The organism is Amycolatopsis thermalba (assembly GCF_023376025.1).
Lineage (GTDB): Bacteria > Actinomycetota > Actinomycetes > Mycobacteriales > Pseudonocardiaceae > Amycolatopsis_E > Amycolatopsis_E thermalba.
Genome location: NZ_CP091196.1, coordinates 617,146 through 632,299, shown reverse-complemented (window position 1 = coordinate 632,299; position 15,154 = coordinate 617,146). Strand labels below are relative to the sequence as shown.

12 protein-coding genes and 1 tRNA gene are annotated in these 15,154 nt (G+C 70.4%); 7 read left to right on the top strand and 6 right to left on the bottom strand.

Annotated features, from left to right (window positions below; genetic code table 11):
- Positions 1-73: 73 nt before the first annotated feature.
- Positions 74-1,522 (bottom strand): sigma-70 family RNA polymerase sigma factor, encoded by a 1,449-nt coding sequence (locus L1857_RS03150; RefSeq protein ID WP_094003473.1) that lies wholly within the window; start codon positions 1,520-1,522, stop codon positions 74-76.
- Between the two features lie 226 nt (positions 1,523-1,748).
- Between L1857_RS03150 and L1857_RS03145 the strand changes: the two genes are divergently transcribed.
- Positions 1,749-1,821, top strand: a tRNA-Gly gene (locus L1857_RS03145).
- A 273-nt stretch (positions 1,822-2,094) separates the two neighbouring features.
- Here L1857_RS03145 and L1857_RS03140 read toward each other — a convergent pair.
- The 4 genes from L1857_RS03140 to L1857_RS03125 form a co-directional block, all read right to left on the bottom strand.
- Positions 2,095-4,422: a translocation/assembly module TamB domain-containing protein gene (locus L1857_RS03140; protein ID WP_240323087.1), complete on the bottom strand. Its 2,328-nt coding sequence runs from the start codon at positions 4,420-4,422 to the stop codon at positions 2,095-2,097.
- A 307-nt stretch (positions 4,423-4,729) separates the two neighbouring features.
- The gene (locus L1857_RS03135) at positions 4,730-5,488 is read right to left on the bottom strand and encodes an amino acid ABC transporter ATP-binding protein (protein ID WP_094003472.1); all 759 of its coding nucleotides are present in this window, start codon (positions 5,486-5,488) and stop codon (positions 4,730-4,732) included.
- Positions 5,485-6,294 carry an amino acid ABC transporter permease gene (locus L1857_RS03130; protein ID WP_116109770.1) on the bottom strand — a complete coding sequence of 270 codons (810 nt, stop codon included), beginning with the start codon at positions 6,292-6,294 and terminating at the stop codon, positions 5,485-5,487. The genes L1857_RS03135 and L1857_RS03130 overlap by 4 nt, the downstream gene beginning before the upstream one ends.
- 30 nt (positions 6,295-6,324) lie before the next feature.
- The gene (locus tag L1857_RS03125) at positions 6,325-7,146 is read right to left on the bottom strand and encodes a basic amino acid ABC transporter substrate-binding protein (protein WP_094003470.1); all 822 of its coding nucleotides are present in this window, start codon (positions 7,144-7,146) and stop codon (positions 6,325-6,327) included.
- A gap of 195 nt (positions 7,147-7,341) precedes the next feature.
- Here L1857_RS03125 and lepB point away from each other — a divergent pair, with 195 nt between their 5' ends.
- The gene (lepB, locus tag L1857_RS03120) at positions 7,342-8,037 is read left to right on the top strand and encodes a signal peptidase I (RefSeq protein WP_116109769.1); all 696 of its coding nucleotides are present in this window, start codon (positions 7,342-7,344) and stop codon (positions 8,035-8,037) included.
- Here lepB and L1857_RS03115 read toward each other — a convergent pair.
- Positions 7,991-9,418, bottom strand: coding sequence for a M20/M25/M40 family metallo-hydrolase (locus L1857_RS03115; protein WP_116109768.1), 1,428 nt, complete (start codon positions 9,416-9,418; stop codon positions 7,991-7,993). The two genes, lepB and L1857_RS03115, sit on opposite strands and share 47 nt — an antisense overlap.
- A gap of 154 nt (positions 9,419-9,572) precedes the next feature.
- Here L1857_RS03115 and L1857_RS03110 point away from each other — a divergent pair, with 154 nt between their 5' ends.
- Genes L1857_RS03110 through L1857_RS03090 form a run of 5 tightly spaced genes read left to right on the top strand, consistent with a single transcriptional unit; the run spans position 9,573 to position 14,974 of the window.
- Complete coding sequence (locus L1857_RS03110; RefSeq protein ID WP_094003467.1) at positions 9,573-10,364, top strand: ABC transporter ATP-binding protein; 792 nt, start codon at positions 9,573-9,575, stop codon at positions 10,362-10,364.
- Positions 10,352-11,176, top strand: coding sequence for an ABC transporter ATP-binding protein (locus tag L1857_RS03105; RefSeq protein ID WP_116109767.1), 825 nt, complete (start codon positions 10,352-10,354; stop codon positions 11,174-11,176). Before L1857_RS03110 ends, L1857_RS03105 begins: the two co-directional genes overlap by 13 nt.
- Positions 11,173-12,984 carry an AMP-dependent synthetase/ligase gene (locus L1857_RS03100; protein ID WP_249464413.1) on the top strand — a complete coding sequence of 604 codons (1,812 nt, stop codon included), beginning with the start codon at positions 11,173-11,175 and terminating at the stop codon, positions 12,982-12,984. The genes L1857_RS03105 and L1857_RS03100 overlap by 4 nt, the downstream gene beginning before the upstream one ends.
- Positions 12,981-13,877, top strand: coding sequence for a branched-chain amino acid ABC transporter permease (locus L1857_RS03095; protein WP_116109765.1), 897 nt, complete (start codon positions 12,981-12,983; stop codon positions 13,875-13,877). Before L1857_RS03100 ends, L1857_RS03095 begins: the two co-directional genes overlap by 4 nt.
- Positions 13,877-14,974, top strand: a complete 1,098-nt coding sequence (locus tag L1857_RS03090) for a branched-chain amino acid ABC transporter permease (protein WP_249464410.1) — start codon at positions 13,877-13,879, stop codon at positions 14,972-14,974. Before L1857_RS03095 ends, L1857_RS03090 begins: the two co-directional genes overlap by 1 nt.
- Positions 14,975-15,154 lie beyond the last annotated feature (180 nt).

Here is a 15,154-nt window from a genome sequence, read left to right as displayed (position 1 = left end):
CCCGCTACGGTCGTACGCCCGCCCAACCGTAGCGTGGTCGCGGGCCGCCGCGCGAGACGCGGACGGAGATCGACTACTTGGATGACCCCTGGCCGGAGGGCTCCCGATCCCGGTCGGACCCCCACAGCCACCACGGGGACGACCACGACGGCGGCCCGTGCGACTCCGCCTGCGTCGGCTTGTCCTTGTCCCGGCCCCAGCCCTTGCCCGGCTTGTCCCGGGTCGGCGAATCGTCGCTCGACAGCGGGGTCCCGTCCGTGGTCGGCAGGTCGTCCCGCGCGCTGCCGGTCGACGACGACCCGGTCGGCTCGACCGCATCCGACCGGCCGCCGACCGCGCCCGTCCCGTCCGCCGTGCCCGGCTGTTGCCGCGCCGGCGGCTCGACGGCCCTCGTCTGCTCGACCGGCGTCTCGGACCGCGGCTGGTCCACGACCGTGTGCGTCACCGGTGCGCCCGGATAGGGCAGCGTGACCTCGTCCGGCGCGATCAGCACCTGCGGCGGCGGGCTCAGCCGCGACTCCGGCTCGGCGATCCGCAACTCGACCCCGCCCTGCTCGGGCAGGCCGATCGGCTGCGACTCGTCGACCATCGCCGGCCCGACCGCGAACCCCACCACACCCGCGGCCGTCGTCGAAGCCAGCGCGACGCCGATCTTCAGCTTCGACACCAGCATCGTCTTCACCGTGGTCAGCACCCCGGACGTCGCGCCACCACCCGCCGCGGCGCCCGCGACGGCCGCCGTGGCCGGCACCAGCATCGCCACCGCACCGGCGTGCGCCCGCAGCGACGAACACACGTCCCGCAACTCGGCGTGCATCGCCCGGCACGACGCGCACCCCAGCAGGTGACCGCGGATCCGCCGCGCCTCCGCACCCGTCACACTGCCCGCGGTGTAGCCGCCGAGCTTCTCGATCACCCCGCGGCAGCTGACGTCGGAAATCCGGTTCATCGCCAGGTGCGCCTGCAGGTAGGCCGCACGCAGACCCTGCCGGGCCCGCCGCGCCAGCGCCGCCGTCGCGTTCGCGCTCAACCCGAAGTGCGGCGCCACCACCGCCGGCTGCTCACCCTCCACCTCGGTCTGCCACAACACCGTCCGCCACCGCTCCGGCAGACTCGTGAACGCCGTGGTGATCAGGCTGTGCTCCGCGGTGCGCGCGTGCGCGTCGGCACCCGCCCCCGCGCGGTGGGTCAGCTCGTCATCGGTGACCGGCACATCGCGGCGCGCGCCGTGCCACTCCCACGACACCCGGCGCGCCACCGTCAGCAGGTACGCGCGGATGTGCTCCCTCGGGCCGTTCCCGCGGCGCAACGCCTGCAACACGCGGAAGAACGTCTCGGCCGTGATGTCCTCCGCCTCGGACGAATCGGCGGCCAGGCTCCGGGCCAGCCTGCGGACGGCGGAAGCGTGCAGCTCGAACAGCTCGCGGAACGCGGCATCCTCACCGGAGCGGAGCCTGCTCAACAGAGCCTGCTCGTCCTCCGATGCCGTGCGCTGTTCCGGCACCGCCGCGTCGTCCGTCATGCGGCCAGCCACCTCCTCCCCCGCGGGACTAACCCGTTCGGTTGAATGGAGACACCATACGGAGCGAAACGCTCGCCGTCACCCCTTGTACTCCCGGAGTGACCAGGTTCCCTCCGACAGGGCGACACACACCTCCCGGGCCCAAGATCACCCCAAGATGGCCACCCCGTCAACCCGGCGAACCGCACCCGTATAGACTGTGCGACGTCCCGGTGAACCGGGGCACGCGGACGTAGCGCAGCTGGTAGCGCATCACCTTGCCAAGGTGAGGGTCGCGGGTTCGAATCCCGTCGTCCGCTCGCAGCTGGCAGACCCCTGCTCGCGCTTCGCGGCTCGCCGGGGCTGCTCGCCATTGCATTGGGGGTCGGACCCCCAAACCCCCGCCAGCTGGCAGACCCCTGCTCGCGCTTCGCGGCTCGCCGGGGCTGCTCGCCATTGCATTGGGGGTCGGACCCCCAAACCCCCGCCAGGGAGGGCTTCGCCCCCCTGGGCCCCCCGCGCGAGCCGCCTGCCTGCTCAGCCACCTGCCGCGCGCTGCGTTTGTTCCCAAAATTCACCTGATGGTGTGGTTGTCAGGTTTCTCGGCGGATCATTCGGCCGGCTCCGGCGGCGACCGTGGTCGCCAGGATCCAGCCCATCGCCGTGAAACCGTTCGAGACCCACTTGTCCAGGTCGTGCATGTACCAGCGGCCCTTGTTGCCGAAATCGACGATCGGCACCAGCAGATCCAGCGTGTAGAGCACCGGGTTCCACTCCAGGCCGGTCTCCTGCTGGTCGACGGCGCAGCGCGGACCGCTCACCATGTACCGCACCGGATCGTTCACACACGAGTCCGTGCCCGTGCCGAAGTAGATGCTGCCCGCCGCCAGCAACGCGATCAGCCACGCCAGCGCCCGCACCGGCCGGTAGCCGTAACCGACCATCCACCGCTGCAACCAGCTCCACAACCGCACCCCCGGCCCGAGCACCCGATAGCCCTGGGCCAGCGCCTCGTACCGGTACTGCTGCTTCTTGAACAGCACCGTCGACGCGTGCTCCTCGTTGCCGCTGTTGCGCAGCATCGCGGCGAGCTGGTCGTACGGTCCCGGCCGGTAGCCGGCCATCGCGGTGCGCAGCCGCTCGATGCGGTCCCGCACCGCGGCGTCGTCCTTCATGTCGATCGGGCGCTTGAGCACGTCGTACCGGAAGTCCTCGAGCTCGATGCCGCCCTCGGCCCGCCAGAAGTTCTCGTTGTCCTCCAGCGTCTGGCAGTGCGCGTGCCGCAGCACGATGCTGCCGGTCGCCGGCGCGGCGAAGTTGAGCAGGAACTCGTCCGCGCCCACGTCACTGGCGTCCAGCGCGATCGCGTGCTTGTTGTACGAACCCAGCACCGCGCCGGTGAAGTCGATGCGGCGGCCCGCGGTGGCGCCGTCCATGTTCACGCCACCCTCGGCGTGGAACGGCTGCTCCCCGGCGTTGGTGAGGGTGATGTCGCGGCCGACCCGCACCGTGCGCAGGTCCACCGAGAAGCTGGTCCGGTTGCGCACCGCCGGTTCGGTGACGTCGGTGCCGTAGAGGTAGACGCTGCCGCCGACCTCGATGCCCTGCAGCCGCAGCGTGCCCTCGATGGTCGCCTCGTGCAGGTGGAAGTTGCCGGCCACCGTCATGCGGCGGGCGGACAGCACGTCGCGGTCCGCGTGCCGCAGGTGCACCCGCCCGGCGAGCAGGTTGCCGCGGACCGTCACGTCGGCCATCCGCAGCTGGCCGGACGGGATCTCCAGGCCGGTCGCCTCGAGGTCACTGCTGATCTGCGAGCCGTCCAGGTGCAGCGCGCGGTCGTAGTACGGCTCGACCGAACCGCGCGGCACGGTGATGCGGGCGCGGGCCAGGCGCAGCGTGCCGCCGATCTTCGCGTTGATCATGCGCAGCGTGCCGACCGCGGACAACCCGTCGGACAGCTCGACGTTGCCGTCCACCTGCCACCGGTCGCCGACCAGCGCCGGCCACGGATCGACGTAGGGGTCGCTGGACTTCCACGCCTCCACCACGATCCGGCCCTGCTGCTCACTGACCAGCTCCGCGGCGCGCAGCACGATGTCGCCGTTGACGCGCATGCTGGGCAGGTGCAGCACCCCGTGCGCGGAGAACGGCTGGCGCGTGCTGGCGGCGCCGTAATTGTCCACCTCGCACAGCAGGCTGCCACCGATGTGCGCGCCGTTCCCGTCGAGCGCGAAGCCGTCCGGGTTGCGCAGCTTGGCGCCGGAGAAGTTCACGTTGCCGCCGGTGCGCATGCCGGGGAGGCGGACCTCGCCCTCGGCCTGCATCCGGTAGGCCAGCAGCGCGCCCGCGATGATCAGCCGGTCGGCCTGGATCGCGCGGCCCTGCGGGTAGTCCACCGCGGTGCGGGTCAGGACGACCGACCCTTCGACGACGGCGTCGGTCAGGTTGATGGCGGCGTCCGGCACGCCGCGCTCGCGGGTGTCACCGCGCTGCACGGCGGTTTCGCCGTCGTCGCTGCCCGGCAGGACCTGCACGACGCAGCGGATGAGGCGGACGTCGTTGCGGCTGCGCAGGTTTCGGGCCTTGAGGCCGGGCAGCCAGCAGCGCCGGAAGACCAGCCCGAGGATCTTGGCCTCGCGCACGTCCGGCGGATACTCGAACCGGCAGTTCTCGAAGCGGAACAGGCAGTCCAGGTCCGCCCCGCGCAGATCCAGCCGGCCGGTGATGTAAGCGTTTTCCACGGCGACGATCGGGGCGTTGCTGGTCTGCTTGCGCCAGCGCAGCAGCCCGCCGCTGCCGGGCTCCAGCAACGGTTTGAGCAGCTCGTCCGCGGCGAGGTGGTAGCGCCGGTCCGGCACCCCGCGGAAGGGATCCAGGGGCGGCAGCTCCCGCTCCACCTGCCCCGGCTGGCCTACCGGCATCCGTGACTCCCCCTCCTTCACCCGCCTGCCCACAGAGCTCCGACGAACAGGCGACGCCGCGGGTTCCCGGGCCGGTGCGCTAGAAGCCTATCGCCACCTGGATGGACGCAGCGGCAACTCCGGCGCCGACCGCGGTCGCCGCTGGGTCCGCTTGCCCGCTCGATCCGGGCGGCTCAGGGTCTGCCAAGGCGGTGCGGCGGGGCCTGGCGCGGAAACGACCGGCAGGAAGGGCGAGCATCCGTGCCTCCTCCCGCGACGATCGCCGCTGGCTTGGGCGATCGTCGCGGACGAGGGGGGTCCCGCGCTACTACTCGTCGATGTGGGTGGGGTTCAGCACGCGCGACAGGAACGTCTGCGTCCGCTCGTGCTGCGGGTCGCCGATCACCTGGGCCGGTGGGCCCTGCTCGACGACCACGCCGCCGTCCATGAACAGCACCGTGTCCGCCACCTCGCGCGCGAACTGCATCTCGTGGGTGACCACGAGCATCGTCATGCCGTCGCGGGCCAGCTGGCGCATCACGGCGAGCACGTCGCCGACCAGTTCCGGGTCCAGGGCGGACGTGGGCTCGTCGAACAGCATCACGTCCGGGTCCATCGACAGCGCCCGCGCGATCGCCACGCGCTGCTGCTGGCCACCGGACAGCTGCGCGGGCAGCGAGCGCTCCTTGCCGGTCAGCCCGACCTTGCGCAGGTTCTCCAGCGCGATCTTCTCGGCCTCGGCCTTGTCCCGCTTGAGGACCTTGCGCTGCGCGATGGTCAGGTTGTCCAGCACCGGCAGGTGGCTGAACAGGTTGAACGACTGGAACACCATGCCGATGCCCCGCCGCGCGCGGTCGATGTCGATGTCCGGGTCGGTGATCTCGAACCCGTTCACCACGACCGTGCCCTCGTTGGGCTCCTCCAGCAGGTTCACGCAGCGCAGCAGCGTCGACTTGCCCGACCCGGACGGCCCGATGATGCAGACGACCTGCCCGCGCCGCACCTCCAGGTCGATGCCCTTGAGCACCGACAGCCTGCCGAACGCCTTGTGCAGCCCGCTCACCTGGACGATCACGTCGCCGGTCACGCCTCGACCTCCAGTCCGCGTTCGCTCTTGCGCCCGGTGCGCCGCTCCAGGTACCGGGACAGGTAGCCCAGCGGGATGGTGATGATCAGGTAGCACAGCCCGGCGAGCAGGATCGGCGTCAGCGACCCGGTCGCGTTCAGGCCCTCGCGGCCGAACTTCGTCAGCTCGTACTCGTCGCGGGCCAGGCCGAGCAGGTAGATCAGCGACGAGTCCTTGGTGAGCAGGATCAGCTCGTTGGTCAGCGGCGGCAGGATGATGCGGAACGCCTGCGGGATGACGATCGAGATCATCGCCCGCGCCTGGGACATGCCCAGCGACCGCGCCGCCTCCCGCTGACCGGCGGGCACCGCCTGGATGCCCGCCCGGATCGTCTCCGCGATGTAGGCGGAGCCGACCAGGCCCAGCGACAGCATGACGGTGGAGTAGATGTCGAACTTCAGCCCGAACGCGAGCGGTGCGCCGAAGCCGAGGGTGATGAACACCAGCAGCGCCGGCACACCGCGGAAGAACTCGATGTAGACGGTCGCGATCCAGCGGTACGGCCCGACCGGCGACAGCTTCATCAGCGCCAGCACGAGACCGACGGCCAGCCCGAACGCGAACCCCAGCGCCGTGTAGACGACGGTGTTGACCAGCGCCGTCGTGATGACGCCGGGGAACTGCGCGCGGGCCGCGTCGACGTTGAAGAACGCGCGCTGGATCTCGCCCCAGTCGGCCACGAAGGCCGCGATGAGGATGACGATCACCAGCAGCGCGTACTGCGCGCCCCGGAAGAGCTGGGCGCGTTTACGGCGAGACATCGCCACGGTGGAACTCCTCGCAGAAGTGGCGTCCGGTTACTTGCTTTCCGGCAGCCTGTTGAACCACTTCTGGTAGATGGCGTCGTAGCGACCGTCCGCCTTGGCGGCGGTGATGACCTCGTTGACCTTCGCCAGCAGCGCGCCGTTGCCCTTGCGCACCGCGACGCCGTACTGGTCGCCGGTCTTGAACTCGGCGGTCACCTCGACGTCCGGGTTGGTCTTGAGGAACTCGTAGTGCACCGAGTTGTCGTTGATGCCCGCGTCGATCTGGCCGGTCTTGACGGCGGTCTGCTCCAGGGCGAGGTCCTCGAACTGGACGATCTCGTAGCCGTACTGGGCCTTGTTCGCCTCGGCGTAGTCCTCACCGGTGGTGCCCAGCTGGACGCCGAGCTTCTTGCCGCGCAGCTTCTCCAGGCTGTCGATGCCGGAGCCCTTCTTGACCAGCAGCGCCTGGTTGGCGTCGAAGTAGCCGACCGAGAAGTCCATCACGGCCTGCCGCTCCGGGGTGATCGTCATCGCGGCGGCGGCCACGTCGCACTGGCCGGTGTTGAGCGACTCGCCCGACTCGATGCCCTCGAACGGGGTGTCGAAGATCTTCTGCTGCACGCCGAGGTTCTCCGCGACCAGATTCACGAGGTCGACGTCGAACCCGACGGTCTTGTCACCCTCGGTGAACTGGAACGGGGCGTAGGGCAGGTGCGTGCAGGTGGTCAGGAAGCCGGTCTCCTTGAGGCTGATCTCCCCGCCGGCCTGGGTGTCGCCGCCGGTGTTGACCTCCTGCGCGCAGGCCGTGGCGGTCGCCGCGATGGCGAGCGTGGCCGACAGAACAAGCGCATTGCGTAACGATCGACGCGACACGGTTTACTCCTAGTAGGTCATACTTATCGAGTGCACGCATCCTGCCACTTGGAGCTCGTCACGCACAGCATCGAGTGGTTACGGCCGCATTTCGGGTCTACCCGGTAACCAATTGGTAACACACGGGTGACCCTGCGTGTCTGGAAGCACGCGTGGATCGGGAAACGATCGCGGCAGCCGGGGCGATCTCCGGTCGTGAAGAACCATTGGTGGCTGCCGGGCACCGTGATGAGCCTCGGCCTCGTGACGGCAGCCGTGGCCGGCCTGTGGTCGATGCTCCGCTACGACAGCGTCGAGCTTCCCGCTTCGTCGATGGAACCGACGCTGCGGCAGGGCGACCAGCTCACCCTCGTGGACGCCGACGGCGATGTCCGCCACGGCGACCTCATCGTGTTCAACGGCGCGTCGTGGGAGGTCCCGCGGCTGTTCGTGAAGCGGGTGGTCGGCCTCGGCGGGGACGTGGTGGTCTGTTGTGACGAGTCGGAGCGGCTGCTGGTGAACGGGGTGCCCGTCGAGGAGGAGTACCTGCTGCGCGACGGACCCACCTACCGCTTCACCGCGCAGGTGCCGGCCGGCAGCGTGTTCGTCCTGGGGGACTGGCGGAACAACTCCGCCGACTCGCGCATGCACCTCTCCGGACCGAACGGCGGCGCGATCCCGGTGTCCGACGTCCGGGCCAGGGTGGTGGCCGTCAACGGGGAGACCCTCGTGCCCACCAGCGCCTTCGTCGACGCGGGGCTGTCGGGTGGGCGGCTCCCGGCGCCGGACCAGCGGGCGTCGCTGCTGGTGATCGGCGCCGGGGTCACGGTGTTCCTCGGCGGGCTGGTGTGGCTGGTGGTCGTGGTCAGCCGCGGGCGTGGGCGTCCAGCATGTGCGCCACCGCCTCCGTGAGCCGCTGCGCCTGGGCCAGGTGCAGCCACTCGTTCGGGACGTGGGCGTTCGAGTCGGGGCCCAGCGCTCCGGTGACCAGGAACTGCGCCTCCGGGTACTTCTCGCCCAGCAGGCCCATGAACGGGATCGACCCGCCGAGCCCGACGCTGCGCCACGGGGCGCCGAAGACCTCGTCGCTCACCTGCTCCAGAGCGGAAGCGAGCCACGGCGACGCGTCCGGCGCGTTCCAGCCGTCCGCGGCCTCCACTCCGGACAGCTCCACCACCGCGTCGTAGGGCACGTCCGTGGTCAGCGCCTTCTCGATCGCGTTCAGCGCCGCCGCGGAATCGGCCGTCGGCGGGAGGCGGAAGCTCAGCGCCAGCGTCGTGTGGTCGCGCAGGACGTTGCCCGCGTTCGCCGGTTCGGGCAGGCCCGCGGCGCCGATCACCGACAGCGTGGGCCGCCACGACTGGTTCAGCAGCAGCTCCAGCTCGTCGTCGGACACCGGGCGCATCCCGGGCAGCAGCGGGAACGAACCGCTGATCGCGCCCGGCGCCACCGCGACCGTCGCGGCCGCCTCCGCGCGGCGGTTCTCCGGAATCGCCACGTTCAGCTCGGCCAGCTTGATCTCGCCCGTCGCCGAGTCCTCGATGCGGTCCAGCAGCTGCCGCAGCACCCGGAACGAGCTGGGCACCACCCCGCTCGCCAGCCCGGAGTGCGCCGCCGCCTCCAGCACCCGCACCGTCACGTGCACCTGCGCCAGCCCGCGCAGGCTCGTGGTCAGCCACAGCCGCTCGTAGTCGTTGCCGCCGGAGTCCAGGCACACCACGAACGTCACGCGCCCCAGCCGCTCCGACAGGTGCTCCAGGTACACCGGCAGGTCGGGGCTGCCCGACTCCTCGCCGGTCTCCAGCAGGATCACCGAACGCGCGTGCGCGCCGCCGGCCGCGTGTACGGCCTCCAGCGCGGCCGTCGCCGCGTAGCCGGCGTACCCGTCGTCCGCCGAGCCGCGGCCGTACAGCCTGCCGTCGCGCACCACCGGAGTCCACGGGCCCAGCCCCTCGGCCCAGCCGCCGACCGGGGGCTGCTTGTCGAGGTGGCCGTAGAGCAGAACCGTGCCGCGGTCCTCCGCGCCGGGCGTCGCCGGGACGTCGACCAGCAGCACCGGGCTGCGGCCGTCCACCTGCACCACGTCGATCGTCGCGCCGGGCAGCCCGCGCCCGGTGATCCAGTTCTGCACGTGCCGCACCGCGGCGGCGAGGTGCCCGTTGGCGGCCCAGTCGGGGTCGAACGCCTGCGACAGGGCGGGGATCTCCACCAGGCCGCTCAGGCTCGGCAGCACCTCGTCGGACCAGAGGCGCCGGACGGTTTCACGCACGGTCGTTTGCTCCACCCGGGCCATTCTGCCAGCCGCCTTCAGGTCACAGTTCGGCTCCGCATTGGCCGCCACTGGTGACCGCCAGCCACCTTCCGTATTCAATGTGATCTCAATCACCCACATTGCGTACGTTTTGCCCGGTTCGACGAGGAACGGAGGGCACGCCTTGTCACCACCCGTGTTGTCGGTGAACAACCTCGAAGTGGTGTACGACGACGTGGTGCTCGTCCTGCGGGGGCTCAGCCTGGAGGTCCCCGACGGCGCGATCGTCACGTTGCTGGGCGCGAACGGCGCGGGCAAGACGACCCTGCTGCGGGCGATCACCGGCCTGCTCGTGCCGCACCGCGGCAAGATCACCAAGGGCACGGTCCGCTTCCGCGACGAGGACATCACCGGCGCCGACCCGGCCGACGTGGTGCGCAAGGGCATCGCGCAGGTGATGGAGGGCAGGCGGATCTTCGCCGAGATCACCGTCGACGAGAACCTGCGCACCGGCGCCTACACCCGCCGCTCCCGCACCGAGGTCCGCGAGTCCTACGCCCGGGTGATGGACCTGTTCCCCGTGCTCGCCGACCGCCGCCGCTCGATCGCCGGTTACCTCTCCGGCGGCGAGCAGCAGATGCTCGCGATCGGCCGCGCGTTGATGGCCTCGCCGAAGCTCCTGCTGCTCGACGAGCCGTCGCTCGGTCTCGCGCCCAAGCTGGTCGAGCAGGTGCGGGACATCATCGTCGAGATCAACGGCCAGGGCACCAGCGTCCTGCTGGTCGAGCAGAACGCCGTGATGGCGCTGTCGATCGCCGGGTTCGGCTACGTGATGGAGACCGGGAAGGTCGTGAAGGACGGCCCCGCCGCCGACCTCCTCGCCGACGAGGACATCCGCGAGTTCTACCTCGGCGCCGCCCAGCACGAGGAGCGGCGCAGCTTCGCCGAAGTCAAGAGCTACCGGAGGAAGAAGCGATGGAGCGCGTGACCACCAGCGACCCCGCACCCGCCCGGGAGGACGAAGCCGATACCGATCGCCCGATCCTCGAGGTCCGCGACCTGACGCTGCGGTTCGGCGGGGTCACGGCGCTGGACGGCGTCAGCTTCGAGGTCGGCCGCGGCGAGTTGTTCGCCGTGATCGGCCCGAACGGCGCCGGCAAGACGTCGATCTTCAACTGCCTCAACGGGGTCTACCGCCCGCAGGAGGGCTCGATCACGCTCGACGGCGAGAAGCTGGTGGGCCGCCACCCCGCCGCGATCGCCGCGATGGGCGTGGCCCGCACCTTCCAGAACCTCGGCCTGTTCGAGCACCTCACGCTCATCGAGAACCTGATGCTCGGCCGCCACCACCTCATGCGCACCGGCTTCGGCACCGGGATGCTCTGGTGGGGCCGGGCCAAGCGCGAGGAGGTCCGGCACCGCGCGGCCGTCGAGGAGATCGTGGAGCTGCTCGAACTCGAGCCGTACCGCCGGATGCCGGCCGGGCTGCTCCCCTACGGCGTGGCGAAACGCGCCGAACTGGGGCGGGCGCTGGCGATGGAGCCGTCGCTGCTGCTGCTCGACGAGCCGGTCGCCGGCATGAACCTGGAGGAGACCGAGGACACCGCGCGCTACCTGGTCGAGGTCCGCCGCGAGCTGGGCCTGGCGATGATCCTCGTCGAGCACGACATGCGCCTGGTCATGGACCTCGCCGACCGGGTGCTCGCGCTGGACTTCGGCGTCGCGATCGCCACCGGCAAACCGTCGGAGATCCAGAACCACCCCGCCGTCATCGAGGCCTACCTGGGCGGTGCGCGATGAGCACGACACTGACCGCTCCCCCGGACGTGCGGACCCTGCCCGCGCGCCTGCTGGAACACGCCCGCGCGATGGGCGACAAGACCGCGATGCGGGAGAAGCACCGCGGCCGCTGGCGCGAGTGGACCTGGGCCGAGTACGCCGAGCGGGTCGCCAACGTCGCCGCCGGCCTGCGGGAGCTGGGCGTCGAACCGGGCGACCGGGTCGCGATCCACGCCGAGAACCGGCCGGAGTGGGTGGTCGCCGACCTGGCCGTGCAGGGCATCGGCGCGATCAGCATGGGCGTCTACCCGACCTCCCCGGAGGCCGAGGTCGAGTACCTGTTGTCGCACTCCGGCGCGAAGGTGCTGATCGCCGAGGACGAGGAGCAGCTGGACAAGGCGCTGGCGGTGCGCGGCAGGCTGCCCGAGCTGAGGCACCTGGTCGTGATGGACCCGCGGGGCGTGCGGGTCGAGGCGCTGCCCGACCTGATGACGTTCGAGCAGCTGGAACGCCCGCGGGACAACGCTCTCCGGGACTACGCGGACGCGGTGGCCCGGCTCGATCCGGCGGCGACCGCGATCCTCGTCTACACCTCGGGCACCACCGGACCGCCCAAGGGCGCGATGATCTCGCACGCCAACCTGGTCGCGGCCGGGCGCACGTTCCTCTCCGCGCTCGGCGGCGGCCCGGACGACGAGGTGCTGTCCTACCTCCCGCTGTGCCACATCGCGGAACGGCTGACCTCGGTGATCGACTCGGTGTGGGCCGGGTCGGTGGTCAACTTCGGCGAGGGCGGGCCGTCGTTCCTCAACGACCTGCGCGACGTGCAGCCGACCGTGTTCCTCGGCGTGCCGCGCGTGTGGGAGAAGATGCTGGCCGGCACCGAGATCCGGATGGCCGACGCCTCGCGCCTCAAGCGCGGCCTCTACCGGTTCTGGCTGAAGCAGGGCCGCCGCATCGCGCCGCGCCGGATGGCCGGGCGGCTGTCCGCGGCCGACCGGATCCGCGTGTGGCTGGGCGAGATCCTCGTTTTCCGCGCCCTGCGGGAGAAACTCGGCCTGGTCCGGGTCCACACCGCGCTGTCCGGCGCCGCGCCGATCGCGCCGCAAGTGCTGGAATACCTGTGGGCGATCGGGGTTCCGGTGCGCGAGGGCTACGGGCAGACCGAGAACACCGCGCTCGCGACGCTGACGCCGGAAAGGGACGTGCGGCTCGGCGCGGTCGGCAAACCGCTGGACGGCGTGGAGGTGCGGATCGCCGAGGACGGCGAGATCCTCACCCGCTCGGCCGGGGTCTTCCAGGGCTATTACCGCAATCCGGAGGCCACCGCGGCGGCGGTCGACGCGGACGGCTGGCTGCACACCGGCGACGTCGGCGAGATCGACGACGACGGCTTCCTGCGGATCACCGACCGCAAGAAGGACATCATCATCACCGCGGGCGGCAAGAACATCTCACCGTCGGAGATCGAGAACCGGCTCAAGGTCTCGCCGTTCGTGCGCGAGGCGATCGTGATCGGCGACCGTCGCAAGTACCTGACCGCGTTGATCGGCGTCGAGGCCGAGACGGTCGGCAACTGGGCGACCCGGCGCAACCTCGCGTACACCACGTACGCGGACCTGTCGGCCAAACCCGAGGTGCGGGCGCTGATCCAGCAGGTGGTCGACGAGACCAACCGGGAGTTCTCGCAGGTCGAGCAGATCAAGCGATTCGCGTTGATCGGCAAGGAACTCGACCACACCGACGGTGAGCTGACCGCCACCCAGAAGGTCAAGCGGCGCGCGATCGAGCAGCGCTTCGCCGAGGAGATCGAGGCGATGTACCGGTGACGACATTCCTGCAGAACTGCTTCGCCGGGCTCGCACTCGGATCCACCTACGCCCTGGTCGCGCTCGGCTTCGTGGTCATCTACAAGTCGACCGGCGTCATCAACTTCGCGCAGGGCGGGCTGCTCGCGCTCGGCGCCTACCTCGGCTTCACCTTCGCCAACAACCTCGCGATCGCGTTCGGCGTGGCGATCCTGCTGGCGTGCGCCTCGGCCGCGCTGGTCGGCGCCGGGTTCGAGCGGATCGTGCTGCGGCGCATGGTGGGGCAGCCGCCGTTCGCGGTCATCATGATCACCATCGGCCTGCTGTTCGTGCTCGAACCGCTGATCACCGCGATCTGGGGCTTCGACAACCTCCAGGTCGAAAACCCGTGGAACATCCAAACCCTCGAAGCCGGCGGGATCGTCTTCGGCGTGCGGGACCTGTGGACGATCGGGCTGACCGCGGCGGTGGTCGTCGGGTTCTTCCTGTTCTTCCGCTTCACCTCGCTCGGCCTGGCGATGCGGGCCACCGCGTTCGACCCGGAAGCGGCGCTGGCGCAGGGGATCAGCGCCCGCCGGGTGTACGCGGTGTCCTGGGCCATCGCCTCGGCGCTGGCCGCGCTCGCCGGCATCACCATGGCGGCCGGGCCGGGCGGGCTGTCCCCGTCGATCGGGTTCATCGCGCTCGCGGCGTTCCCGGCGATGATCCTCGGCGGACTCGACTCGCCCGCCGGCGCGGTGCTCGGCGGCATCGTCATCGGGCTGGCCGAGGCGCTCACCCGCGGCTACCAGGACCAGTTGTTCTCCTGGGCCGGCGACAACGTGTCGATCATCGTGCCCTACCTGCTGATGATCGTGATCCTGCTGATCCGGCCGTACGGCCTGCTGGGAACCAAGGACGTCCGGAGGATCTGATGCCCAAACCGCACCGCAACCTCGTCCGCGACTACGCCCAGGACCTGCGCCTGTTCGGCTCGCCGATGTCGAAGTTCGGGCTGGCGCTGATGATCGCGGCCTTCCTGGTGCTGCCCACGGTGGTGCAGGACGACTTCTGGCTGTCCATCCTCATCTACGCCGGCATCACCGCGGTCGGCGCGATCGGCCTGAACCTGCTCACCGGCTACTGCGGCCAGATCTCGCTGGGGCACGCGTTCTTCATCGGCGCGGGCGCCTACGTGACGGCCAAGGTGGGCGGCGACTTCGGCCTGCCGTTCCCGTTGTGGCTGCTCGCGGCCGGTGGGATCGGGGCCCTGCTGGGTGGGCTGATCGGGCCGTTCACGCTGCGGCTGCGCGGGCACTACCTGGCGATCGTCACGCTCGGGCTGGTGTTCGTCGGCGAGCACCTGTGGCGCAACCTCGACGACTTCACCGGCGGCAACTCCGGCACCTCGGTCACCGCCGACGCCGCGATCGGGCCGGTGAACTTCTCCGACCTGTCGATCTTCGGCGAGAGCTACTCGCGCAACCAGGGCTGGTTCTGGCTGGTCTGGGCGCTGGTCGGGCTGGTCGCGCTGCTGGTGAAGAACCTGGTTCGCACCCGTCCCGGCCGCGCGCTGCAGGCGGTGCGCGACCGCGACCAGGCCGCCGAGGTGATCGGCGTGCGGGCGGGCCGGTACAAGATCGGCGCGTTCATGATCTCCAGCGCGATCGCGTCGGTGGCCGGCGCGTTGTTCGGGTCCTACCAGCAGTTCGTCAGCCCGGACGAGTGGAACCTGCTGCTGTCCATCCAGTACATCGCGGTGATCATCGTCGGTGGCCTGGGCACGGTCTTCGGATCGGTGCTCGGGGCGCTGTTCGTCGGCGCGCTGCCCGCGCTGATCGACCGCTACAGCGACGTCATCCCCGGCGTCCAGACGAGCGTGGGCGATTCCGGGTTCATCAGTGTGTTCGCCCTCAACCAGGCCATCTTCGGGTTGCTGATCGTGCTGTTCCTGGTGCTCGAACCACGCGGGCTCGCGGGCATCTGGCTGCGGATCAAGACCTATTTCAAGGCCTGGCCGTTTTCCTACTAGGGAGGTTGTCGAAGTGACTTGCGTGGCGGTGCGGGTGGCGGAACCTGAGGCGGCCCCCGGCTGTGGGATCGCCTCCTCATGACCGCCAGGTCACCACGTCGGCGCTGTCCTCGCCAGGAACCACCTCAGAACCCGCGGCGGTGCAAGCGCACGGCCCACAACAAGCGGCTCCGCCGCTTA